This window comes from uncultured Tateyamaria sp. (assembly GCF_947487805.1).
Taxonomy (GTDB): Bacteria; Pseudomonadota; Alphaproteobacteria; order Rhodobacterales; family Rhodobacteraceae; genus Tateyamaria.
The window spans coordinates 270,667-295,510 of the sequence record NZ_CANKXW010000003.1; the positions used below are offsets into that span (position 1 = coordinate 270,667).

General features: G+C 64.6%; 19 protein-coding genes. 8 read left to right on the forward strand and 11 right to left on the reverse strand.

The features are described from left to right. Positions 1–31 precede the first annotated feature (31 nt). The 3 genes from Q0949_RS10700 to Q0949_RS10710 all read right to left on the reverse strand — a co-directional run bounded on the left by Q0949_RS10700 (position 32) and on the right by Q0949_RS10710 (position 5,707). Complete coding sequence (locus Q0949_RS10700) at positions 32–2,953, reverse strand: DNA translocase FtsK (RefSeq protein WP_299371511.1); 2,922 nt, start codon at positions 2,951–2,953, stop codon at positions 32–34. 19 nt (positions 2,954–2,972) lie between these two features. Continuing rightward, a complete protein-coding gene (locus Q0949_RS10705) occupies positions 2,973–4,151 on the reverse strand; it encodes an aminotransferase class I/II-fold pyridoxal phosphate-dependent enzyme (protein ID WP_299371514.1) in 1,179 nt (392 codons plus the stop codon). A 227-nt stretch (positions 4,152–4,378) separates the two neighbouring features. Then, positions 4,379–5,707 (reverse strand): amidase family protein, encoded by a 1,329-nt coding sequence (locus Q0949_RS10710; RefSeq protein WP_299371517.1) that lies wholly within the window; start codon positions 5,705–5,707, stop codon positions 4,379–4,381. An 80-nt stretch (positions 5,708–5,787) separates the two neighbouring features. Between Q0949_RS10710 and Q0949_RS10715 the strand changes: the two genes are divergently transcribed. Then, positions 5,788–7,014 (forward strand): FAD-dependent monooxygenase, encoded by a 1,227-nt coding sequence (locus Q0949_RS10715; protein WP_299371520.1) that lies wholly within the window; start codon positions 5,788–5,790, stop codon positions 7,012–7,014. On the opposite strand, the gene Q0949_RS10720 is transcribed toward Q0949_RS10715, so the two are convergent. The 5 genes from Q0949_RS10720 to Q0949_RS10740 are packed head-to-tail and all read right to left on the reverse strand — an operon-like array spanning position 7,011 to position 11,217. Then, positions 7,011–7,187, reverse strand: coding sequence for a Trm112 family protein (locus Q0949_RS10720; RefSeq protein ID WP_299371523.1), 177 nt, complete (start codon positions 7,185–7,187; stop codon positions 7,011–7,013). The two genes, Q0949_RS10715 and Q0949_RS10720, sit on opposite strands and share 4 nt — an antisense overlap. Next, the gene (locus tag Q0949_RS10725; RefSeq protein ID WP_299371526.1) at positions 7,184–7,825 is read right to left on the reverse strand and encodes an LON peptidase substrate-binding domain-containing protein; all 642 of its coding nucleotides are present in this window, start codon (positions 7,823–7,825) and stop codon (positions 7,184–7,186) included. Before Q0949_RS10725 ends, Q0949_RS10720 begins: the two co-directional genes overlap by 4 nt. A gap of 27 nt (positions 7,826–7,852) precedes the next feature. Beyond that, positions 7,853–8,770, reverse strand: a complete 918-nt coding sequence (locus Q0949_RS10730) for a co-chaperone YbbN (protein ID WP_299371529.1) — start codon at positions 8,768–8,770, stop codon at positions 7,853–7,855. Between the two features lie 28 nt (positions 8,771–8,798). Beyond that, positions 8,799–10,421 carry a leucine-rich repeat domain-containing protein gene (locus Q0949_RS10735; protein ID WP_299371532.1) on the reverse strand — a complete coding sequence of 541 codons (1,623 nt, stop codon included), beginning with the start codon at positions 10,419–10,421 and terminating at the stop codon, positions 8,799–8,801. Positions 10,422–10,428: 7 nt separating this feature from the next. Further along, positions 10,429–11,217, reverse strand: coding sequence for an exodeoxyribonuclease III (locus Q0949_RS10740; protein WP_299371535.1), 789 nt, complete (start codon positions 11,215–11,217; stop codon positions 10,429–10,431). Between the two features lie 373 nt (positions 11,218–11,590). Here Q0949_RS10740 and Q0949_RS10745 point away from each other — a divergent pair, with 373 nt between their 5' ends. Next, positions 11,591–15,622, forward strand: a complete 4,032-nt coding sequence (locus tag Q0949_RS10745) for a DUF4214 domain-containing protein (protein WP_299371538.1) — start codon at positions 11,591–11,593, stop codon at positions 15,620–15,622. Between the two features lie 160 nt (positions 15,623–15,782). On the opposite strand, the gene Q0949_RS10750 is transcribed toward Q0949_RS10745, so the two are convergent. Continuing rightward, a complete protein-coding gene (locus tag Q0949_RS10750) occupies positions 15,783–16,469 on the reverse strand; it encodes a response regulator transcription factor (protein WP_299371541.1) in 687 nt (228 codons plus the stop codon). 161 nt (positions 16,470–16,630) lie between these two features. Between Q0949_RS10750 and ribA the strand changes: the two genes are divergently transcribed. Together ribA and Q0949_RS10760 are read left to right on the forward strand one after the other, a co-directional pair. Beyond that, complete coding sequence (gene ribA / locus Q0949_RS10755) at positions 16,631–17,719, forward strand: GTP cyclohydrolase II (protein ID WP_299371544.1); 1,089 nt, start codon at positions 16,631–16,633, stop codon at positions 17,717–17,719. A 20-nt stretch (positions 17,720–17,739) separates the two neighbouring features. Further along, positions 17,740–18,228, forward strand: a complete 489-nt coding sequence (locus tag Q0949_RS10760; RefSeq protein WP_299371814.1) for a L,D-transpeptidase family protein — start codon at positions 17,740–17,742, stop codon at positions 18,226–18,228. Between the two features lie 13 nt (positions 18,229–18,241). On the opposite strand, the gene Q0949_RS10765 is transcribed toward Q0949_RS10760, so the two are convergent. Then, the gene (locus Q0949_RS10765) at positions 18,242–18,895 is read right to left on the reverse strand and encodes a YggS family pyridoxal phosphate-dependent enzyme (protein WP_299371547.1); all 654 of its coding nucleotides are present in this window, start codon (positions 18,893–18,895) and stop codon (positions 18,242–18,244) included. Between the two features lie 126 nt (positions 18,896–19,021). Further along, on the reverse strand, positions 19,022–19,963 hold the full coding sequence (locus tag Q0949_RS10770; protein ID WP_299371550.1) for a porin: 942 nt from the start codon (positions 19,961–19,963) through the stop codon (positions 19,022–19,024). A 245-nt stretch (positions 19,964–20,208) separates the two neighbouring features. Between Q0949_RS10770 and Q0949_RS10775 the strand changes: the two genes are divergently transcribed. The 4 genes from Q0949_RS10775 (at position 20,209) to holA (ending at position 24,795) form a co-directional block, all read left to right on the forward strand. Next, positions 20,209–20,697: a DUF3576 domain-containing protein gene (locus tag Q0949_RS10775; RefSeq protein ID WP_299371553.1), complete on the forward strand. Its 489-nt coding sequence runs from the start codon at positions 20,209–20,211 to the stop codon at positions 20,695–20,697. Positions 20,698–20,786: 89 nt separating this feature from the next. After that, on the forward strand, positions 20,787–23,324 hold the full coding sequence (gene leuS, locus Q0949_RS10780) for a leucine--tRNA ligase (protein ID WP_299371556.1): 2,538 nt from the start codon (positions 20,787–20,789) through the stop codon (positions 23,322–23,324). Beyond that, positions 23,324–23,797 carry an LPS assembly lipoprotein LptE gene (gene lptE / locus Q0949_RS10785; protein WP_299371559.1) on the forward strand — a complete coding sequence of 158 codons (474 nt, stop codon included), beginning with the start codon at positions 23,324–23,326 and terminating at the stop codon, positions 23,795–23,797. The genes leuS and lptE overlap by 1 nt, the downstream gene beginning before the upstream one ends. Next, on the forward strand, positions 23,794–24,795 hold the full coding sequence (gene holA, locus Q0949_RS10790; protein ID WP_299371562.1) for a DNA polymerase III subunit delta: 1,002 nt from the start codon (positions 23,794–23,796) through the stop codon (positions 24,793–24,795). The genes lptE and holA overlap by 4 nt, the downstream gene beginning before the upstream one ends. The last annotated feature ends 49 nt before the right edge of the window (positions 24,796–24,844 follow it).

Below are 24,844 nucleotides of genomic sequence, written 5' to 3' on the forward strand. Positions count from 1 at the left end.
GGCGGCATTTCCCCGCCCATCTTGCGTTAAATCACTGTTCCGGAACGAGGATCTCGCGCTTGCCGACGTGGTTGGCACTGCTGACCACGCCCTCGTCTTCCATCTGCTCCACCAGCCGTGCGGCCTTGTTATAGCCGATCGCCAGCTTGCGCTGGATATAGGATGTCGAACACTTGCGATCCTTGATGACAATCGCTACCGCCTGATCATAAAGGGCATCCTCACCATTGGTGTTGCCGCCCAGGCCCAGCACCTCGTCGATGCCGTTTTCCTTTTCCTCGGACGGCCCGTCCACCACGCCCGACACGTAATCCGGCGCGCCAAAGGCCTTGAGGTGGTTCACGATTTCCTCGACCTCTTCGTCGCTCACGAACGGCCCGTGGCAACGCGTGATCTTGGCACCACCGGCCATGTACAGCATGTCGCCCATGCCCAGCAGTTGCTCGGCCCCCATTTCGCCCAGAATGGTGCGGCTGTCGATTTTCGACGTCACCTGGAACGAGATCCGCGTGGGAAAGTTCGCCTTGATCGTGCCGGTGATCACGTCCACCGACGGACGCTGCGTCGCCATGATCAGGTGAATGCCAGAGGCCCGCGCCATCTGTGCAAGACGCTGGATACAGGCCTCGATCTCCTTGCCCGCCACCATCATCAGGTCGGCCATCTCGTCCACGATCACGACGATATAGGGCATCGCCTCGGGCGCGAATTCCTCGGTCTCGAACACCGGCTCGCCCGTATCGTCGTCAAAACCCGTCTGCACCGTACGGCTGAACATCTCGTCCTTGGCCAGCGCCTCTTTGACCCGGCCGTTATAGCCGTCGATGTTGCGCACGCCCATCTTGGACATCTTGCGATACCGTTCCTCCATCTCGCCCACGACCCATTTCAGGGCAACAACCGCCTTTTTCGGGTCGGTCACAACGGGCGACAGCAGGTGCGGAATGCCGTCATAGACAGACAGTTCCAGCATCTTGGGGTCGATCATGATCAACCGGCATTCCTCGGGCGTCAGCTTGTAGAGCAGGCTCAGGATCATGGTGTTGATCGCCACCGACTTGCCCGACCCGGTGGTCCCGGCAATCAGCAGGTGGGGCATCTTGGCAAGGTTCGCGACGACCGGATCGCCGCCAATGTCCTTGCCCAGTGCCAGCGGCAATTTCTGGTTGCTGTCGCCGAAATCACGGCTTGCCAGGATCTCGCGCAGGACAACCTTTTCGCGGTTCTCATTGGGCAGTTCGATCCCGATCACCGACCGGCCCGGCACCGTCGACACCCGCGCCGACAGCGCCGCCATGGACCGCGCAATATCATCAGCGAGCCCGATCACCCGGCTGGCTTTCAAACCGGGCGCAGGCTCCAACTCGTACATGGTGACCACCGGGCCGGGGCGGACGCTCACGATCTCGCCCTTGACGCCATAGTCGTCCAGCACGTTCTCAAGCATCCGCGCATTTTCCTCGAGCGCCTCGTCACTCAGGTGGTGGCGCTGGATTTCGACCGGGTTTTCCAACAGGTTCAGCGGCGGCAATTCAAATCCGGGATGCGTGTCCTCGAATTTCAGCGCCGGCTGCGCCTCAAGCTGGGCGCGTTGGCTGGGTTGCACGGGCTTGCGTACGGGCTGTTGCACGACCTTGCGCGGCTCCGCCAACGGAATGTGCGGCGCGGCAGGCTCCGGTTCGGGCATGGGCGCCGCCAGCTGCTCGGGCACATAGGCCTGCGGCGCGGGCGCGGGGGCCGGAGCGGGCGCCGGGGCCGGAGCGGGCGCGGGGGCCGGTGCAGGCGCAGGCGCGCGCGGCATCGGCGGTGCAGTCAACGGCGGCTCCGCCCGGCCCAAAGGTTGCGCGGTCAGCGGCGGCTCGGGCGGCAATCCCACCTGCGGCCCTGTATCCAGAACCAGCGGATCCGGCCCGCGGCCACGCCCCTTGGTCAGCGGTGCGGCGCTGTGGATCTGGACGCCGGGGGGCTGCGTGCGCACCCGCGACTTGATCACGTCCGAAATCTTGTTCCTGATGCGCTCCTGTCCGGGGCCGTCGCCCACATCCACATCGGACCACGTCTCGACCAGCTCTTGCTCCGGCATCTCCTCAGGCACGGGCTCGGGGCGCTTGATCAAGGCGGGCATCCGGCCCAGCAGGCCCGGCTTGGCCGCCTCCGGCGCGGGCATTTCTTCGACCGGGGCAACGGCCATTACCGGCACACTCGCCGCATAGGCTTCGGCCTCCGCGGCCTCTGCGGCGCGTTGCGCCCTGCGCTCGGCCTGCCGCTCCTGCATGACCCGCGCGGTCTGTACCGCCCCGCTGGCCCCACGGCCCAGAACAGTCATCAGCCCGGCATAAACCATCACCAGCCCAACCAGCAAAAACCGCCCGATCCGGAGCACTTCGGCCCGCGTGAACCCCAGCACAAAAGCGCCGAACAGAACAATGCCCACCGCCATCACCAGCGACATCAGCTTGACCGTAAACGCCGACCCCACCGGCAGCGCGGTCAGCAAAAACGCCATCACCGTATCGCCAAAAAGCCCGCCCAACCCAAAGCCATGCGTGGACTGCCACGCGGCCCCCGGCTCAAGCGTGGCGGCATAGATCGACCCGAAGGCAATCGCGATCGGCGCAAAGATCAACCGCCCCACGGCCCGCTCCTGCCCCTGATGCAGCGCAAAACGCCCGCCCCAGACCAGCAGCACAATCGCGATCCCCAGAACACCCCAACCGGCAATCATGAACATCGGTGCCGCAATCGACGCGCCCGTGCGGCCCATCCAGTTCTGCACCGGCGCATCCGTCGACGCCATCCAGTTCGGGTCATCCGGCGTATAGCTCAGCATCATCGCCGCGGCCATCATCCCGAGGATGAGCAGCCCGATCCCGATCAACTCGCGGCTGCGTTTCTCGATCGCCGCCTGCATCCCGTGATCAAAAAGCGGATCCCGCCGTGTCTGATATGCCATGCCTCGTCCTCGTCTGTATTTATGTGGCGTAAAGAACGTCGCGGATCGCCATCAGGCCCCGCTCCGTCTCTGCCTTTGGGGCCACCAGCGCGGCCCGGATATATGCGTCACCGGGATTGAACCCGTCTATCTCGCGCGCCAGATAGGCCCCCGGCAGAACCCGTACACCGGTCTCCTGCCACAGCTTCAGCGCGGCGGCCTCACCGTCCGGCACCGGCAGCCACAGGAAAAACCCGGCCTCAGGCGCGGCATATCCCGGCACGTTGCCCAGGATGCGGTCCGCCATGTCGTATTTCTCGTGATATTGCGCGCGGTTGTCGATCACGTGGTCTTCATCCGCCCAAACGGCGGCGGCCGCATGCTGCAACGGCGTGGGCAACGGCGTGCCTGCATAGGTGCGCAACTGCTTGGCCTCGCGGATCGTCGCGGGACCACCCACGATGAACCCCGACCGCAACCCCGGCAGGTTCGACCGCTTTGACAGCGAATGGAACGCCACCACCCGTTCGGGGTCGGCGTCGCCAATGCACTCCAGCACGCCCACAGGCGGCACATCACGGTAAATCTCGGAATAGCACTCGTCGGCAAAGACCTGGAAATCATATCGCTCGGCCAGCGCAATCAGGTCCCGCCAATACGCCGCCCCCGCCACGGCCCCCTGCGGGTTCGCGGGCGAACACATGTAGCACGCGACTGTGCGGTTCAGGATCGCAGGATCAACCGACCCATAATCCGGCAAATGCCCGCTCTCCGCGGTGGCCGGCACCAGCACAGGCTCCGCCCCCGCCGAAATCGCCGCCAACATGTAAACCTGATAAAACGGGTTCGGCATCAACACGACCGGCTGCTGCCCGTTCTTGACCTCCGGGCACAGTGCCATGCCCGCATTGTACAGCCCCTCACGCGTGCCGTTCAGCGGCATCACATTGGCATCCGCATCCATCGCCACGCCGTATCTGCGGCCCAGCCAATCGCAAAACGCCTGCCGCAACTCCGGCAAACCCTCATTCGGGGGATAATTGTTGAACCCAGCCGCGTGCTCGGCAATCACATCCGTGACCCAGGCCGGAAACGCATGTTTCGGCTCGCCAATGGTCATATGCACCACGTCCCCGCCGGGGGTGTGGTGGTCCAACAGCGCGCGCAAACGCGGAAATGCATAGGCCGGAAGGTTCGAAAACCGCTCGGGAAACTTCATAAAACTGCCTCAGGTTCGGGATCGTGAACGCCCCGTTTGCCCCAACCTACCCCAAGGCGCGGACTCCCGTCCAGAAAAACCACACCCCATGGACAAAACCTGTGGCTTTCGCGCCCATGCGGCAGGGTGCGCACCCATGCGGGAGGGTGGGCGGGGCGTCGTTGCCCCGTCAGGGGCCAACGCGCGTCCGTCCCGCCCTCACGCCAGCGCAGCCTCCGCCAACTTAATTATAAGAGCGCAGCCTCCGCCGCGACACCAACCCGCAACAACGCCTCTTCGCAATCCGGCGCACCCATCAACATGATCCCGCAACTCGGCACACCCGTGGGCAGGCTCAGCGCACACAGCCCCATCAGGTTGCCCACACGCGTGTTGCGCAGGGCCAGCAGGTTCTCGGTCTTGTAATACTCGCTGTCGCTGTTCAACCGCTCCAGATTGGGCGGCAGGATCGGGGCCGACGGGGCCAGCACCGCATCAAACCCGGTGGCGGCGGCATCCCAAGCCGCGCGCGCCGCATCCAGCTGTGCCCAGGCGGCACTGTAATCCGGCGCCGAAAACCCGTTGCCCAACCGGAACCGCTCAAGAATCTCGGCGTACATCGCACCCGGATTGGCCTCGATCACATCGCGCCACAGCCCGTAAACCTCGCCCGGCACCAACGGCCCGGCATTGGCCATCGCCTCAACCAGTTCCGGCACCTCAAGCGGCTCGACAACAGCGCCCGCCGCCTGCAACCGCGCAACGGCCCCCTCATAGGCGGCCCGCGGCGCATCCCGCAGATCGTCCAGAACCACGGTCTGCAATGCCGCAAACCGCTTGCCCGCCAGCGTCGCACCGCGCAAATCCGGCGCGCGCCCACCTTCCAGCACGGCCAGCAAAGCCGCCGCATCCTCCACCGTCCGCGTCAGCGGTCCCACCGTGTCAAACTTCAGGCTCAGCGGCACACACCCCTCGATCGACACCCGGCCCGCCGTGGTCTTCAGCCCCACCAGATCATTCCACGCCGACGGGATGCGCACCGACCCGCCCGTGTCCGACCCGATGGCCGCCGCCGCCAGCCCAAAGGCCACCGACGCCGCCGCGCCCGAGGACGACCCCCCCGGCACAGCGCCTGCGTCATTCACACAAGGCGGCGTCGCCGTAGACGGGTTGTACCCCAACCCCGAAAAGGCCAGCTCGCTCATATGCGTCTTGCCCAGACACACCAGCCCCATGGCCGTCGCATTGGCCAACACAACCGCATCCGCATCCGGCACCCGGCCTGCCAGAAGTTTCGATCCGCTCTCCGTCGCCGTCCCTGCGGTATCAAAGAGGTCCTTCCAACTGACAGGCACCCCGTCCAGCGGCGACAACCGCCGCCCCGATGCCGCCCGCGCCGACGCGGCCTCCGCCTCGGCCAGCGCGCGATCTTCGGTCAGGCGGGCATAGATCCGGTCCTTCAACGGGTGCGCATGAATGCGCTCGAAATACGCGCGGGTCAGCGCCAGCGGATCCACCTCTCCGGCCCCGATGGCCCGCCCCAGATCACTTGCGCTCTTGTCCAGCCACTCTTGCATCGCACCCTCCGTTGCACTGCCCGGACGGTAGCGACGTCGCAACGCATGGACAATCCCGCACGCACGCCCATATTCGCCCCATGACCCAAGACAGCGATATCCTGATCGTCGGTGGCGGCCTCTCCGGCCCCCTGCTCGCCCTTGCCCTCGCCCGTGGCGGCCAGACGGTCAACGTGATCGACGCCCTGCCTGAACCCGTGCGCAAGAACGCGGCCTTCGACGGGCGCAGCTATGCGGTGGCGCTGACCTCGCAACGGCTTCTGGACGGTCTGGGCCTCTGGGACGGCATCGCCGATCACAGCCAGCCGATCCTCGAAATCAAGGTCTCCGACGGTCGCGCGGGCCAGGGTCCCTCACCCTTCTTCATGCATTTCGACCACGCCGAGATCGAGGAAGGGCCCATGGGCCACATGGTGCAGGACCGGCACCTGCGCCGCGCCCTTCTTGACGCCATGGCCGCCAGCGACGCCATCACCCATCTGGCGGGCGACACGGTCGTGTCCCAGGATGCGCGCCCCGGCGACGTCTCCGTCACGCTCGCCTCGGGCCAGACCCTGCGCGCCAAGGTGCTGATCGGCGCCGACGGGCGCAGCAGCGGCACGGCCCAACGCGCAGGCATCAAGCGCACCGGCTGGGGCTATGACCAGACCGCGCTCGTCTGCGCCATCGCACATGAAAAACCGCACCGCGGCATCGCGCACCAGTTCTTCATGCCGCCGGGGCCGCTTGCCATCCTGCCCCTGCCCGGCAATCAAAGCGCCATCGTCTGGAGCGAAAAGGCCGCCACCGCCGCCGCCTTCAACGCGCTGGCGGATGACGACTACCTGACCATGCTGCGCCCGCGCTTTGGCGACTTCCTGGGTGACATAGAGCTGGTGGGCAAACGCTATAGCTACCCGCTGTCGCTGTCGCTGGCCGACCGGCTGGTGGCCCCGCGCACTGCGCTGATCGGCGACGCGGCCCACGGCGTCCACCCCATCGCGGGTCAGGGCCTGAACGCAGGCATGCGCGACATCGCAGCACTGGCCGAAGTGATCACCGACGCCGCCCGTCGCGGCGAGGACATTGGCGCGACCGACGTGCTGGCCCGATATGAGGCATGGCGCCGGTTCGACAACACCGCGCTGGCACTCGCGACCGACAGCTTCAACAGGCTGTTTTCAAACGACAATACACTGGTGCGCGGCCTGCGCGATCTGGGCATGGGGGTGGTCAACGCGCTGCCCGGACTGCGCCGCAGCTTTATCCGAGAGGCCGCGGGCCTCACCGGCACCCTGCCCCGCCTGATGCAGGGCCGCCCGCTCTAATCCAGCTTGCGCGCCTCATCGACCAGCATCACGGGGATGCCGTTGCGGATCGGATAGGCCAGCAGCGCCGCATCCGAAATCAGCTCCTGCGCCGCCGCATCATAGCGCAGCGTGGCGTGCGTCTCGGGACAGATCAGCGCCTCCAGCATATGGCGGTTGGCCTCTGTGCTCATTGCATCATCTCCCCTTCACCGCCGCGCAGCTCGAACTCTATCAGCGTTACCAGCGTCTCGCGCCGCGTGCTCAGCGATGGCGCCTCCAGCAGCGCCTGTTTGTCCTCGGGATCGAAATCCAGCATCATCGACAGCGAGTTGATCAACAGCTCGTCATCCGCCTCTTTCAACGTCTCCCAATCGGCCGACAGTTCACGGGCCGAGAAATAGCGCCCCAGCAGGTCCAGAAACCGGCTGCGGCCAAAGGACGGGTCGTCCTCGGTGTTGCCCCGGTCCCGCTCGAACCCGTCCCACGACACTTCGCAGCGCCGATAGGGCGTGAACCCTTCGACCTCCGCGCGCACGCGGAACCGCGAAATGCCCGACAGGGTGACAAGGTACCGGTTGTCCTCGGTCTCGGAAAACTGGGTGACCCGCCCGGCGCAGCCGATGGTCTGAAGGCCCGGACCATCGCGCCCGTCCACCACGTTCGGCTGCACCATCCCGATCAGACGCCCCGGCGTCTTGAGCGCATCATCCAGCATCTGAAGATAGCGCGGTTCGAATATATGCAACGGCAATCGCGACCGCGGCAGCAGCAGCGCACCGGGAAGCGGAAAGATCGGGATCGTCCCGGGAAGGTCAGCCACCTGTATCATATCCTACCAGTTAGCCCGCCATGGCCATCAGGCAAATATGATGGAACTCAACTTGCGACGCCCGTTCAGAACCACCGGGTCATTGGGTTTGAGCGCGTCGAAAATGGTGAAAAGCTGGGCCTTGGCCGCGCCGTCATTCCACTCCGCATCGCGCTTGAACAGATCCAGAAGGGCGTCCACCGCCGCCTCCGCATCGCCCGAGGCGTGCAGCGCCTTCGCGAGGTCGAACCGGGCCTGATGGTCGTCGGGGTTGGCCTCGACCGCAGCGCGCAGATCGGCCACAGGGCCCGCTTCCGCCGCCTGCCGCGCCAGCTGCAACTGCGCATGGGCCGCCTCCAGCTCTGGGCTTTCGGAAATCTCCGCCGGGGCGCCGTTCAGGATCGCCTCGGCCTGGTCCAGATCGTCCATGGCGATATGCGCGCGCACCAGCCCGCCATAGGCCACGGCATGGTTCGGATCCTCGCCCAGAATGGCGGCAAAGGTCTGCGCGGCATCGACCGCGGCACCCTCGCCCAGCATCTCTTCTGCGGCCTCGACCGCGTCGTTCAGGCTGTCACCGGGGGCTTCACCGCCCGATGCCTTGATCACCCGCTCCACAAAGGCGGTGATCTCCGATCCCGGCACAGCACCCTGGAACCCGTCCACGGGCTGGCCCTTCCAAAAGGCATAGACGGTGGGGATCGACTGGATCTGCAACTGGCCCGCGATCATCTGCGCCTCGTCGACATTGACCTTGGCCATCCTGACGGCACCCTTGGCGGCCTTGACGGCATCCTCCAGCATCGGCCCCAGCGTCTTGCACGGGCCGCACCACGGCGCCCAGAAATCCACGATCACCGGCACGGTCTGGCTGGCGTCGACCACATCGGCCATGAACGTGGCCTCGCTGACATCCTTGATCAGGTCGGCATCTGCGGGGCCAGTGGAAAGACCAAGGTCCATCATCGTCGTATCCTCTATCTGTGTTCCCGGCCTATATGGAGTTGTTTGACCGGGGTGCCAAGGGGCGTCGCCGACGCGCCGTCATTGCGGCGAATTTGTCGATGACACCCGCAAATTGCGGCAGCGGCCCGACACACAGGACGAACCATGCCAAAAACACCGGCCCATAGGTCTGTGCGGCGGCCAGCAATGTGCCCGCATGGGCCTGTAACCATATCAGGATCGGGGGAGCGAGTGCGGCAGCGACCACGTTCGTGGCCATGATCGCGCCGCCTTGTGCACAGACCGAAGCAATGCGCCACAGAACACTGCGGTTGGCACTCTTTTGTACCTCCCGGTCTTCTGCGCTGTCGCTGCCTGCAACGATCTGTTCCAACATTCGCAACCGGTCGCCGATGGCCATCGGATCGCTGGCGACCGCGTGGCTCATTTCGTCCTGCGCTTCCAGCTCCGCTTCGGGCACCGGCGGGGACGTACGTCGGCGGTTGGCGCGTTCGACCAGCAGGTCCACGTCAGGGTTTCCAAGCGTCAGACCGGGTGCCGTGCGCAACACGTCGCCCAATAGGATCGCCACCTCGGGCGGGAACGGATCGGCGTCTTCGCTGTCGCGGCCGAGGTCTGCCATGCCCTGCAAGTCATCCACTGCCAGATGCAGCCGGAGAAGGTCGACCTGCCGCAGGGGCGGTTCGACCTGTTCGACAACCATGCGCGCGCGTTCGGCAAGGTTGAAATGCTGGTTGCCCGCCTTCTGCGCGAGGCGCGCGGCCTTGTCCTGCAACGCCTCGTGGGCGACCTGCTTGACCCGCTCTTCCTGTTCGGCCGCACTCGGCGTCGTGGCGGGCACTTCGATCCGATCGTCTTCGATCTCTGCCTCGATCATCGGATCGGGGTCCGGCAGCGGTTGGGTCCAGCCGTCGAGATGTTGGAACAGGCGCTCGGCGCGCTCGCGCGGGTCCGGGATCTGGGCGATGCGCGCGATGGTAGGGTCGAGACACGCGGCAGTGCAATCATCGAACCGCAATCCGTTCGACGTGGGGCTCTGCACCAGCCGTTTCAGCGACCGGATCGGGCGCAGGTCCTGCGCCAGCGTGCTGCTGAGCCACAGCTCCCGCAGGTTCTCCAGCCCCGACAGTGCCGACAGGTCGGTGACCTTGGTGCCGTTGATCCACAGGCCCGTCAGGTTGGTGAGGCCTGCAATCGGTCCGAGATCCGCCACCGGCGCATTGTCCAGCGCAAGCGCGGTCAGCTGCGTGTGATCCGCGAGCGGTGACAGGTCATGCACGCGGGTATCGTTCAGCCCCAGGCCGGAAAGTCGCGCCAGTGACGCGAGCGGACGCAGGTCATCGACATCGGTGGCATCAAGACCCAACTCGGCCAGCTTGGCACATGCGCTGAGCGGCCCGAGGTCGCGCACCCGCGTGCGGTTCAGTTCAAGAAACTTGAGTTGCGGCATCTTCCCGATCTCGGTCAGGTCAGAGATGCGGGTCCGATCAAGGTTGAGCCTGCGCAGCTTCGGGGCCGCGGTGATCCGTGTCGGCAGCCGTTCCAGCGCACGCGTTTCGACCCTGTTGAAACTGAGGCGGTCCGCCCCGCGTGTGATGGCCGAGGCGATCAGTTTGTCAGCAAAAAGAAAGGCTTTTTCTGCTGGCGTCATGGGGTCCTCAGAGGTCGAAGGTCGCAAACACCGGGGCGTGGTCGCTGGGTTTTTCCCAGCCGCGGACGTCGCGCAGGATGCGGCTGCTGTGGGCGGTGGCCGCGATGTCCGATGTGGCCCAGATGTGATCGAGGCGGCGGCCCTTGTCGGCGGCGTCCCAGTCCTTGGCGCGGTAGGACCACCAGCTGTAGAGCAGGCCCTCGGGGATGTCCTGACGGGTGATGTCGACCCAGTCGCCCGCGGCCTGCACCTGCGCGAGGTGATCCACCTCGATGGGGGTGTGGCTGACGATCTTGAGCAGCTGCTTGTGGCTCCAGACGTCGTCCTCGCGCGGGGCGATGTTGAGATCGCCCACGAGGATCGACCGTTCGGGCTTGGCCCCCGCGAACCAGTCGCGCATGTCGGTCAGGTAATCGAGCTTTTGTCCAAACTTTTCATTCTTGTCGCGGTCGGGCGCGTCGCCGCCAGCGGGCACATAGAAGTTGTGGATGGTGACGCCGTTGTCCAGACGGCCCGCGATGTGGCGGGCGTGGCCGAGACCGGCAAAGTCCATCGCGCCCGCCTCTTGGATGGGTCGCTTGGACAGGATGGCGACACCGTTGTAACCCTTGTCGCCGCGCGCCACCATGTGGGTGTAGCCCAGCGCGTCGAACCCGTCGCGCGGGATCTTGTCGACCGGGCTTTTGCATTCCTGCAGGCAGAGCACGTCCGGCGCCTCGTCGCGCAGCAGTTTCAGCACGATGGGTTCGCGCAGCCGGACCGAGTTGATGTTCCAGGTGGCGAGGGTGAAAGACATGCGGGCTGCTCCAATCTGAGGTTGAGGCAGAGCCTAGACTCAGGGGCGCGGCGGCTCCACCCGGAAAATGCGTTTTGTCCCCGCGGGGACAGCCCGTACGGCACCGAAACGCAATCGTAACCGGTGGGCTTTTGTCGGGGCATTCCGGGGCGTTCCGGAGCGTGCGCCGTATCAAGCCGATTTTAACCACGCAGCAGGCACACTGCCCCCCGAAGGCGGGCGGCCCTGACCCCCAAAGAGCGCCAGACGTTTCCGCAGGGTCAACTGGATGCGAAATTAAAGATGCTGTTGCATTGCTCGGGCACATCCTTACCCTGATCAGCAATTCTTTTGCGACGCTTATTCAAGCAGACATTTTTCAAGGAGGCGCAGTATGGCGCAGGTGATTGCTCCCGTCGGTGGTGGTTCAAATAATGGTGAAGTCGTTCAGCTGGACGACGGGGGATACATGGTCGTCTGGACCCATCTGGTTCTGTCGATCCTGCCGATCCCGAATGTGACGGATGACCAGTTCCTCGCCGTTCTGGGCCGTACGTTCAACGCCGATGGCACCCCCCGCGGCGACGTTTTCCAGATCAACAGTTCCACCAACCAGTCGGGGCAGAACTATGCGGATGTCGCGGTGCTGTCCAACGGCAACGTGGTGGTGTCGTGGACGGATGGCCCCGACTTTAACGACGGGTTCGATGTGTCCGCGCGCGCACGTGTTTTAACGGCCGACGGCGTTCCGGTGACGGACGAGATCATCCTTGGCAGTGTCGCTGACAACGACCAGAATTTCCCCAAGGTCGTGGCCACCGAAAACGGCGGATTCATCGCCACGTGGCAGGACGGACGGTTCAGCAACACCGATGAGCGGGCATTCGTGCAGGCCTATGACGCGATGGGCAACCCGGTCGGCGACGAGATGCATATCCTTGACTGGGATAGCACCCAGGACGGCGAATTTGTCTATGTCGGGAACGGTCAATACCACCTCGAGGGCAACCGCAGCCTGACCTTTAACCCCGATGTCACCTATGACTGGTTCAACGGCATTCGCCAGCCTGTGCAGACGGGCGGAGGCGGTCCGGGCAATGGGTTCGACGGCGGATTCGAAGACGACATGGTCTCTGATGGGCAGGGCATGGTGTACTATTCTGCAAATGGGCAGCAATATTCAACAGTCTCGCTGACCGCGTATCAGGCCGAGGTGCGGACGCAACCAGCCTTTACCTATTCGGACGGCACGGTGCGCCCGACCGAGCATACGATCCTGCGGGATTCGCTGTCGGCGGTCACGCAGACGCTGAACATCGACATCTTTGATCCCGGTATCAACGGGCTGAACCCCGGCGATTACGTGTCCACCGCACTGACCCTGACCAGCGACGGCAATCTCGCGCTGGTCTGGACCGGCATCAGCGGCGGGACGACCGCGCAGGATCTGGAATTCTCGGTATACTTGCAGATTGTATCGCCGGAGATGGTCGTCCTGTCCGAGCAGATTGTGATCGAGGATCAGAACGTCGTGGGTACGGACATCTACCCGCCCTTTGTCACCGCAGGTGCGGACGGGCGGCTGTTCATCGGCTGGACCGGGACCACCGATCGCAACGGTCCGGGCACCAACGAGGTGATGGGCGGCGTGTTCGACATGCCCACGCTGAACTTTGACAGCAGGACGACCAATGCGAACGGCCCCGATGCCGTGCTGGGCACGGTGGGCGATGACACCGTCACCGCCACGGATGCGGACGAGCTGGTGTACCTGTTTGGCGGCAATGACACCTGGGAGCAGAACGGGGCGAATATTACGGCCAACAACGATGCCGCGATCTATGGCATGGGCGGCAACGATTATTTTGCCTTTACCGACGGCAATACAGCCTCGCGGGTTTATGCGGGCCTCGGCTATGACACGTTCGATTATAGCGGGTTGAGCGCGTCCGCGGGCGTGATGCTGGACGGTGCGGGTTTTCAGGATTCGAACCGTTCGGATTTCGGTACTGCCGAACGCGTCATCGGGTCCTTCCACGACGATCAGTTCCGGGTGCGGAACGGCGAAGTGTCCGAGAACCTGTACCTGCACACGGAAGCGGGCAATGACACCGTTCAGCTGAATACCAACTGGGGCGGCGAGATCGACGGTGGCGCGGGCACGGATGTGCTGACCAGTTTCTTTAACCGCGCGGATTGGGAACTGACGTTCCACGGCGACCACTATACGCTGGCCCATCTGTTTCAGCCGAATTTCGGGTCCATGGATCCGGCGGCCGTGAACCCCGACTATGTCTATACGCTGCGAGCGTTCGAGACGATCGAGTTCGCGGACGAGACGGTGACCTTGCAGGCGACGGCGTCCAACCCGTCCGGTGCGGGGGTGCCGCCGGTTCTGCCTGCGGGGCCGACCGAGGGTAATGACACGCTGACCGGTACGGCCAACGACGAGACGATCAACGCACTGGGCGGCGATGACCTGATCATCAATGCAGGCGGCGGGTCGGACAGGTTCATCGGCGGCGCGGGCGAGGACACGCTGCGGACCGATGTGACCGGGTTGGCCGAGGGCGACGGCATCACATTCAACACCGTGACCGGCGTGCACGGGCGGCGCAATTCCACCGTCGGGCAGGACACGATCGAGACGCTGGAGCATTTCGAGCTGATCGGGGAGTGGGACGCCGAGGTTGTGGGTGGTGCCGAGGACAACATCTTTGTCACCGATCTGGGCGATGACACACTGATCAGCGGGGGCGGCAACGACACGCTGAACGGCGGCGGTGGCGACGACATCTACACCATCGATCCGCGCACCATGAACACGGTCGAGATCTTCGACAGTGCGGGCAATGACACGCTGGAGATCCTGGATTATCCGGGGCTGGACGTGATGAATTTCGTGGTTGCGGGCGGCACAATCACGCACCAGTCCGTGCACGGGCACAACACGGTGATGCAGATGAACGGCGCGGTGCCGCAGATCGAGACCGTGCGGTTCACCGGGCTGAACAATGACGGATCGCCCCGGTTCCAGAACGATCTGGCGCTGGTGACGACGCAGGCGGCGTTCACCCGTCTGGACGCGCTTTATGCGGGTACGGACGGTGACAATGTCATCACCGCACCGTCCATTCCGGTGGGCGGGGTGACGGCGCCCTGGGGTCTGATCTTTGGCAATGGCGGCCATGACGACATCACGCTGTCCTCGACATTCACCTTTGATGCGCTGGGCGGGAGCGGCAACGACACGATCCGCGCGCAGGGCGATCAGGCGGCGACGATGCTGGGCGGGTCCGGCAATGACATGCTGATCGGTGCGGGCGGCGGCGACGCGATGCTGGGGCAGACCGGCAACGACGTCCTGCTGGGCGAGGCGCTTGAGGTCGGGCTGGTGGCGGAGGAGGCCGGGCAGGCCTACCGGATGTATCAGGCCGCGCTGGGGCGGACACCGGACACGGGCGGGCACTATACGTGGACCGAACGGCTGGTCGAGGGCGGGTTTACGCTCGATTCGATGGCCAACGCCTTTGTCAATTCGGTCGAGTTCGGGACCCGGTTTGGTGGCACCGACACCGAAGGGTTCGTGCGGCTGATGTACAACAACGTGCTGGGCCGCGACCCGGATGCGGCGGGTGCCGCGGGCTGGGCGGACCGGCTGGACAACCAGGGCTGGACCCGCGCCGAGGTTGTGCTGCGGTTTTCCGAAAGCACCGAGAACCGGCAGCGGACGGCGGATGCCACCGAGGATTACCTCGAGGCACGCACCGATGCGGTGTGGTCGGATGACGTGTTCCGCGTCTACCAGGCGACGCTGGGCCGGACGCCGGACCTGGTCGGTTTTGAAGGCTGGACCGAACGGATGGGCGACGGTCGCGAGCTGATCGACATGGTGACCGGTTTTGTGAATTCGACCGAGTTCCAGACCCGCTATGCCTCGGCCACGGACAGCGCCACGTTCGTCACGCTGATCTACAACAACGTGCTGAACCGGAACCCCGACCCGGTGGGCGGGGCCACGTGGATTGACCGGCTGGACGATCAGGGGTTCAGCCGCGCCGAGGTCGTACTGGGCATCGCGCAATCGGCGGAGTTCATCACGAACTCCACCCAGAACCTGATCGACTGGATGCGCGGGCAGGGCATTGATGACACGCTGAACGGCGGTGTGGGCGATGACGTTCTGGTGGGCGGCATGTATTCGGACGAGTTCCAGTTCGGACCGGCAGAAAGCGTCGACCGGGTCACCGACCTGGAAGCGTGGGACGTCGTGTCGTTCAACGGCTTTGGCTACGGCTCTGACGCGGATGTGCGCGCGCACCTGTCGGAAGTGAACGGCAATGTCGTGTTCTCCGATCAGGCCACCACCGTCACCTTCGAAGGAGCGACGCTGGCCATGTTCACCGACGATCTGATCCAGATCTGACGCGACACCGCACGGCGCGACAAAAAAAACCCGGGCTCAAAGGCCCGGGCAAGTCCAACAGGGAGGTGCATGTTTTTCCGCAACGCGGCCCCGACATGCGCGGGTATCTGGTCTGTAACACGGGTCGGGAAAAAAGGTTCCAACCCGCCCCGAATTTATTTCATGCCATCAGACGATAGCCGCCGGATTCGGTCACAAGAAGGCGCGCATTGGACGGATCCGGTTCAATTTTCTGGCGCAACCGGTAAATATGCGTCTCCAGCGTGTGGGTCGTGACGCCGGCATTATAACCCCAGACCTCGTGCAGCAGCACGTCGCGGGCCACGACACCGTCGGGCGAGCGGTAGAGGAACTTGAGGATGTTCGTCTCTTTCTCGGTCAGGCGGATCTTGCGGTCGTCTTCGGTGATCAGCATCTTGACCGACGGTTTGAACGTATACGGCCCGAGGGTGAACACAGCGTCTTCGGATTGTTCGTGCTGGCGCAGCTGGGCGCGGATGCGGGCCAGCAGGACCGGGAACTTGAACGGTTTGGACACGTAGTCGTTGGCACCTGCGTCGAGGCCAAGGATCGTGTCGGCATCGGTGTCATGCCCGGTCAGCATCAGGATCGGTGATTTCACCCCCTGTTTGCGCATCACGCGGCACAGTTCGCGGCCATCGGTATCGGGCAGGCCCACGTCGAGGATGACAAGGTCGTAGATCGCCTCCTTGGCCTTGACCAGCGCATCCTGACCGTTGCCCGCCTCGAAGACGTCAAAGTCCTCGGTCATGATCAGCTGTTCGCTCAGCGCCTCGCGCAGGTCCTCGTCATCATCGACCAGCAGGATTTTCTTGAGCTGTGCCATCGGTTATTCCTCCTTCAGTGTTGGAGCATAGATGATGGGCCAAAGCGGCTTCGGCAAGATTTGCCCTGTTTTCTCACGCCCATGTGTCGGAATAATGCCAATTGTTTCAATCCGCGCGGCTTTTGCTTATGTCGGTCGTGGAAAGATGCGGGAATTGTAACATGGGCCTTGCGCCTGACATCACAGAGACACTGGCGCGGGCGCGCGCGGACCTGCGGATGGGGGTGCCCATCGTGCTGCTGGGGGCGCAGAGCGTGCTGGCCGTATCCGCAGAGACGGTGTCGGAGGCGCGGTTGCAGGCGGTGCGCGCGCTGGAGGCGGCGCCGGTGCTGGCGTTGACCGACTGGCGCGCCAAGACGCTGCGCACCCCGGCCTATGACGGTGACATGACCCGCATCCGCGTGCCGGACGAGGTGGCACTGGGCTGGTTGCAGGCGCTGGCGGATCCGGCGGACGATCTGGCGGTCCCGATGAAGGGGCCGTTGCAGGCGGTGCGGGGTGGTGATGTGGCCGCGCACCGTGTGGCGATCCAGCTGTGCAAGTCGGCGCGGCTGCTGCCTGCGGCGCTGTGTGTGGATGTGGCGGATGGCGCGGGCTTTGCCGCGGCCCACGGACTGACGGCGGTGCCCGTGGCGCTGGCCGCCCCGCGCATGGCAGCCCATGCCGCGCTGCATCCGATCATTCAGGCGCGCCTGCCCATTCAGGTGTCCGAGGCCGGGCGGCTGCATGTGTTCCGCCCCGAGGATGGGGGCGAGGAGCATTACGCCATCGAGATCGGTCGCCCCGACCGTGCGGCCCCGGTGCTGGCGCGGCTGCATTCGGCCTGCTTCACCGGCGACGTGCTGGGCAGTCAGAAATGCGATTGCGGCCCGCAGCTGAACGCGGCACTGGCGCAGATGGGGGCCGAGGGCACCGGGGTTCTGCTGTACCTCAACCAGGAGGGGCGCGGGATTGGGCTGGCCAACAAGATGCGGGCCTATGCGTTGCAGGATCAGGGATTTGACACGGTGGAGGCCAATCACCGTCTGGGGTTCGAGGATGACGAGCGCGATTTCCGGATCGGGTCGGACATTCTGGCGCGGCTTGGCTTTTCGGCGGTGCGGTTGATGACGAACAACCCTGCCAAGGTCGCGATGATGGAGGCCAGCGGCCTGCGCGTGGCCGAACGGGTGCCGTTACGCGTGGGCGAGACGGCGTTCAACCGCGCCTATCTCGCAACCAAGGCCGCGAAGTCGGGGCATCTGCTGTGACCACGCGGCGGGTGACGGACATGGTGGTGACGCCGCGGGGGCTGTGCTTTGCCGGGCGGGTGTTTCCCTGCACCGTGGGCAAGGGCGGGATCGTGGCGGACAAGCGCGAGGGTGACGGGGCCACGCCGCTGGGGGTTCACCGGATTGTCGGGATGCTGTACCGGCCCGACCGGATAGCGCGCCCGACCGACTGGGCGGTGCCGATCCGGCCCGGCGATCTGTGGTCGGACGATGGCGGGGACGCGGAGTACAACCACATGGTGCGCGCGCCCTATCCGCACAGCCACGAGGTGCTGCGCCGGGCCGATCCTCTGTATGATCTGGTGATCCTGACGGACTGGAACTGGCCCTATGCGGTGCCGGGGCGGGGGTCGGCCATATTCATGCACCGCTGGCGGCGTCCGGGCTATCCGACCGAGGGGTGTATCGGGTTGCGGCCGGGCGATCTGCGCTGGATCGCGCCGCGCATCGGGTTCGAGACGCGCCTGATCGTGCCGACACCGCGCTAGGCCTGCGCGGGGTTCAAGCAGGTGTGCGGGCGCCAAAGATGGCAGAGCCCACGCGCACATGGGTCGCCCCGAGCGCGATGGCGCTGGCGAAATCGCTGCTCATCCCCATGGACAGTCCGGACAGGTCATTGCGTTTGGCCAGCTTGGCCAGCAGGGCAAAGTGCAGCGACGGCTCCTCGTCCACGGGCGGGATGCACATCAGCCCCCGTACGGGCAGGTCGAGGTCACGGCACTGGGCCACAAACGCATCCGTATCCTGCGGCAGGATCCCGGCCTTTTGCGGCTCTTCCCCGGTGTTGACCTGAATGAACAGGTCGGGACAGGTCCCGATCTCTTGCGCCAGACGGGCGAGGGTGTTGGCCAGCTTGGGCCGGTCGACGGAGTGGATCGCCTGGCACAGGGTCATGGCCTGCCGCGCCTTGTTGGTTTGCAGCGGGCCGATCAGGTGCACATCCACGTCGCCATAGGTGTCGCGGAAACCGGGCCACTTGTCCGCCGCCTCCTGCACGCGGTTCTCGCCAAAGACGCGGTGCCCCTGGTCCAGCACGGCGGCGACGCGGTCATTGGGCTGAACCTTGCTGACCGCGATCAGGGTGACGGCGCCGGGCGCGCGTCCCGCATTGGTTTCGGCGGCGGTGATCTGGGACTGGATGTCGGTAAGGGACATGACGGGCCTTTGGGTCGGGAGGATCTGGCCACAGATGATAGCACGCAGCCCGGAATGAAAAGGGGGCGTACAAACGAAAAGGGGCGGACCAAAGGCCCGCCCCAAATCTGCTATGATGCGTTCAACTTAGAAGTTGAAGATCACACCCAGGTCGGCAGTGGTGTTGCCACCGTTGTCGCCGATACCACCTTGCAGGGAGACACCGCCGCCCAGCGAGTGGCGGAAGCCAATGCCGTATGCGTCTGTGTTCGCGCCAGCAGCACCGCTCTCGGAGTATGCGAAGCGGATTTCTGTGGCCGCGCCGATGTCATACTTGACCGAGAAGCCGTAGCCTGTGTCGGGGTTTGTGTCTTGGTCTGTGATCAGCAAGGAGAACGCCAGTGCGCCGATCTCACCACCGAACGATGCAGCGACGAAGTCGTTGTCAACGCCCGGGCCAACACCGTTTTCGGCTGTGCCGAATGCGATACCAGCGGAGTAGTTGCCGAAGTTGTAGCCAACACCGATCTGGAACTCTTCGTTCAGGGCGTCAGTGTACGATGCCGACACAGTGAAGTCGCCTGCGGTGTAACGCAGCTTGACTGTGGGATCGATTGTCGCGCCGTCAGCGGATGTGCCGAAGCCGGAAGCAGGCAGACCGTGGCCGGAAGACTGTTCGATGAACGATGTCAGACCAACGCCGTAACCGTAGTAGTTGACAACGTCACCCGAGTCGATGACGTCGGACACGTGGCCCACGTCCAGACGGAAGCCGCCTGTCGACACAGCGAAGCCGGGTGCGGAACGGTTCACAACGTTCGATGCGCCAGCTGCGTTTTCGTCAGATTGGAAACGGATACGACCTTCGAATTCCAGGCCGTTGTCCGAAGTTGTTGTACCTGTGACTGTCAGGCGGAAACGCTGTTCGATGCGTGTCTCGTCTGCGCCAGGAACAGCACTTTCTTGGTAGAACAGGCCAAAACGGCCAAAGCCGCCAAAGCTAACTTCCGCAGCGGCCATGCCAGCAGTGGCGACCAGAGCGGTTGTAGCGAAGAGAACTTTTTTCATGAGTTTTCCCTCGGTTTTCATTCACACGCCCTAACCGGGGAATCCGGTGAGGGGATGAATGCTGTCTCACTCATTTGAGCGGCTATCTCAAGCAAGGCCTTTGATCGCGCCGCAATTCCGACATGGTTGGTGCAGCTTTGCCACAGTTCTCAAATGCGGCCTGCGCTGGATACCGTGGCAACGGCTGCGACGCGGTTGCGCGCGCCTTGCGAGCCTGCGCCAACTTGGCTATCACGTTGGACAATCAGATACGGGTAGGAAGTCCGATGACAAAGGTGCAAGGGTTGGGGCGTATTGCCATTTTATGTATGGCAATTGTGCTGGTTGGGTGCGGGCAGCGGTTTGGCACCAGCCCCCCGAACGAGCAAAACGTCGATTCCGACATCGCGCTGAGCCGCGATGGATCCGGGGCCACAACCCTCGGTGAGGCGCTGCGCGCGCGCCGCAACGAGGAGTCCATTGTAAAGGTCAACAAATACATCTGGTCATCCACGTTGCAGGTGCTCGATTTCCTGCCGATCCAGTCGGTGGATCCGTTCACCGGGGTGATCATCACCGGGTTCGGCACACCCCCCGGCGGCGGGCGGGCCTATCGTGCGACGGTCCTGATCAGTGACCCGGCGCTGGATGCCCGTTCGCTGAACGTCGCGCTGCAAACCCGCAACGGCCCCGCCAGTGCCGCCACGGTCCGTGCGGTCGAGGATGCGATCCTGACCCGCGCCCGCCAGCTGCGCATTGCCGACAACCGGCTCTAGGGCCTTTCCGCGCCATTCATTCCGCACTAAGACATGCGCCGGGCCGTTTCGCCCGGCGTTTGCATATCCAGAACCAGGACACGTTTCCCATGGCCACCTATTCCCCCTCCGAAATCGAAGCCCGCTGGCAGGCGGCCTGGGACGAGGCCGGTATCTTCAGGGCCACCCGCACCGGCGACAAGCCCAAGTATTACGTGCTGGAGATGTTCCCCTATCCGTCGGGGCGCATCCATATGGGGCATGTGCGCAATTACACGATGGGTGACGTGATCGCGCGCTACAAGATGTCGACGGGGCACAACGTGCTGCACCCGATGGGCTGGGACGCGTTCGGGATGCCCGCGGAGAACGCCGCCATGGCCATCGGCGGCCACCCCAAGACCTGGACCTATGACAACATCGCGGACATGCGCGGCCAGATGAAGCCACTGGGCCTGTCGATCGACTGGAGCCGCGAGTTTGCCACCTGTGACCCCGAATATTACGGCCAGCAGCAGGCGCTGTTCCTCGACATGCTCGAGGCGGGCCTTGTCTATCGCAAGAACGCGCAGGTGAATTGGGACCCGGTCGACATGACCGTTCTGGCCAACGAACAGGTGATCGACGGCAAGGGCTGGCGCTCAGGCGCCGAGGTCGAGCGGCGCGAGCTGACGCAGTGGTTCTTCAAGATCTCCGACATGGCGGGCGAATTGAAATCGGCGCTGAACGGTCTGGACAACTGGCCCGCCAAGGTGCGGCTGATGCAGGAAAACTGGATCGGGGAATCGCGCGGCATCGACATTCCCTTTGTCCGTACGGACGGGGATGGCACGATCCTGTGTTACTCCACCCGCCCCGACACGATGCGCGGCGCGTCCTTTGTCGCGGTGTCGCCCGACCATCCGGTCGCCAAGGCGCTGGAGGCGGACAACCCCGCATTGGCCGCCTTTATCGATGAATGCCGCAAGATGGACACGACCGAAGCGGCCATGGAAAAGGCCGAAAAGAAGGGCATCGATACCGGTATCCGGGTCAAGCACCCGGTCTATCCCGATCAGGAACTGCCCGTGTGGATCGGCAATTTCGTGTTGATGGATTACGGCACGGGCGCTGTGTTCGGCTGTCCGGCCCATGACCAGCGCGATCTGGATTTCGCGCGCAAATACGATCTGCCGGTGCGCAATGCGTTCTACATGCCCGGCCAGGAGGTCGAGGTCGGTGACGAGGCGCTGGTGCCTGCCAAAACGGAAAAGGTTGTGTTCATCGACCATTTTGCAGGTGTGGGCGAAGTCACCAGCCAGGAGGCCATCGATGCCACCATCGACTGGTTCGAAGAACACGACCTGGGCCGCGGCCAGATGCAGTACCGGCTGCGCGACTGGGGGCTCAGCCGCCAGCGGTACTGGGGTTGCCCGATCCCTGTCGTGCATTGCGACAGCTGCGGCGTGGTACCGGAGAAGAAAGAGAACCTGCCCGTTGTCCTGCCCGATGACGTGAGCTTTGACATCCCCGGCAACCCGCTGGACCGCCACCCGACCTGGCGCGACGTGCCCTGCCCGTCCTGTGGTGCGGCGGCCAGGCGCGAGACGGACACGATGGACACATTCGTCGATTCGTCGTGGTATTTCGCGCGCTTTACCGCGCCGCGCGCCGATACACCCACCGTGGCCGAGGATGCCGCCTATTGGATGAACGTGGACCAGTATATCGGCGGGATCGAACATGCGATCCTGCACCTGCTCTATTCCCGCTTCTTTGCCCGCGCGATGAAGATCACCGGCCATTTGCCGGAAACGGCGATTGAACCGTTCGATGCCCTTTTCACCCAGGGGATGGTGACGCACGAGATCTACCAGACGCGCGACGCCAAGGGGCGGCCGGTCTATCACCTGCCGGAGGACGTGATCGACGGCAAATTGGCCGACGGCACCGAGGTCGAGATCATCCCATCGGCCAAGATGTCGAAATCAAAGAAGAATGTCGTGGACCCGCTGGGCATCATCGCAAGCTATGGCGCGGACACTGCGCGGTGGTTCGTGCTGTCCGACAGCCCGCCCGAGCGTGACGTGGAGTGGACGGCCAGCGGCGCGGAGGCGGCGTTCAAGCACCTCAGTCGCGTCTGGAACATCTGCGACCGCATCGGCCAGATGGACAAGGATGCGCCCGGTCAGGGCGATGACGAATTGCTGCGCGCGATGCACAAGACCATCCACGACGTCACGCTGGGTGTCGAATCCTTTGGCTTCAACGCGGCGATTGCCAAGCTTTATGGCTTTACCGCCACCTTGCAGAAATCCAGGGCCAGCCACGCCGCCCAGCGCGAGGCGGTGATGACGCTGGCGCAGCTGATGGCCCCGATGACCCCGCACCTGGCCGAGGATATCTGGGCCCATCAGGGCGGCGACGGCCTTGTGATCAACGCCCCCTGGCCCGTCGCGGATGACGCGATGCTGGTGTCCGACACCGTCACCCTGCCCATCCAGATCAACGGCAAACGCCGGGGCGAACTGGTCGTGCCTGCGGATTTGGACAAGGCAGAGGTTGAAAAACGCGCCCTCGCCACCGAAGCTGTGCAAAAGGCGCTGGACGGCGGCACCCCGAAAAAGGTGATCGTGGTTCCGGGCCGTATCGTGAACGTGGTGGTGTGATGTCCTGGCTCAAACCTGTCCTGCTTTGCCTGACCCTTGCTGTGGCGGCCTGCGGGTTTGAGCCTGTCTATGGCCCCGGCGGCGCGGGCACGGCGTTGCAGAACCGGGTACAGGTGGACCCGCCGCGCGACCGCGACGGTTTCCTGCTGGTGCAGCGGCTCGAGGAACGGCTGGGCCGGGCCGGTGATCCGGCCTACCGTCTCGCGATCCAGCTGAACCTGCGACAGGAAGAGCGCGCCATTGACCCCGATGGCGATATCCGGCGGTTTCACCTGATTGGCGGTGCGGTCTATACCCTGATCGATGTAGGCACCGGCGCGGTGGTGCAATCGGACCGGGTGGACAGTTTCGTGGGCTATTCGGCCACGGGCACCACCGTCGCCACACTGGCCGCACAGCGCGATGCGCAGGCGCGGCTGATGACGATCCTCGCCGATCAGATCGTGGTGCAGTTGCAGGCGTCATCCTTGTGAAACTGTCGGCAGGACAGGCCGCATCCTATTTCGCCAAGCCCGACACGGACGCCGCAGGCGCGCTGATCTATGGCGCGGATGGCATGCGCATCGCGCTCAAACGCCAAGAGGCCGTGGCCGCCCTGATCGGACCGCAGGGCGAGGAAGAGATGCGCCTGACCCGGATCGCGAGCGGCGATCTGCGCAAGGAACCGGCGCTGCTGCTGGATGCGGTCAAGGCCATCGGCTTTTTCCCCGGCCCCCGCGTGGCGCTGGTCGAAGACGTGAACGAAACCACCGGCCCGATCATCATCGACGCCCTGGCCGACTGGCAACCGGGCGATGCGCAGATCATCGTGACGGCGGGGGCACTCAAACCCACATCCAAGCTGCGCAAGGCGTTCGAGGGGCACAAGGGAGCATATGCCATCGGCATCTATGACAACCCGCCCACCCGTGACGAGATCGAGCGTGACCTGCGCGCCGCGGGCATCTCCGACCCGCCGCAAGAGGCGATGCACCTGCTGGCCGATCTGGCGCGCAGCCTCGAGCCCGGCGATTTCCGCCAGACCCTGACCAAGATCGGGCTTTACAAACTGAACGATCCGGAGCCCCTGACGGCACAGGACATCACCGCCTGCGCGCCCGCCACGATCGAGGCGGATGTGGACGATGTCCTGCTGGTGGTGGGCGACGGTCAGGCCGCGGCCATCGGCCCGGTGATGCAGCGCCTTCAGGCGCAGGGGGTGAACGCGGTGACCCTGTGCATCGGCGCCATGCGCCATTTCCGCAGCCTGCACCGCGCCGCAACCGACACGTCCGGCAGGCCGCAGATATGGGGCCCCAACCGCGACAAGATGCTGGCGCAGGCCCGCGCATGGGGGCCGGTCAAGCTGGAACAGGCGCTGACCGAACTGACGGATACCGACCTGCAACTGCGCTCGGCCGGGCAACGGGCCCCGGCGCTGGCATTGGTCGAACGAACGTTCATCCGACTGGCGATGCTGGCGCGCCGCTGAACCGACACGCCACGCCTGCCGCCCGCGCCGGGGCGCAGCCCCGCCAGAA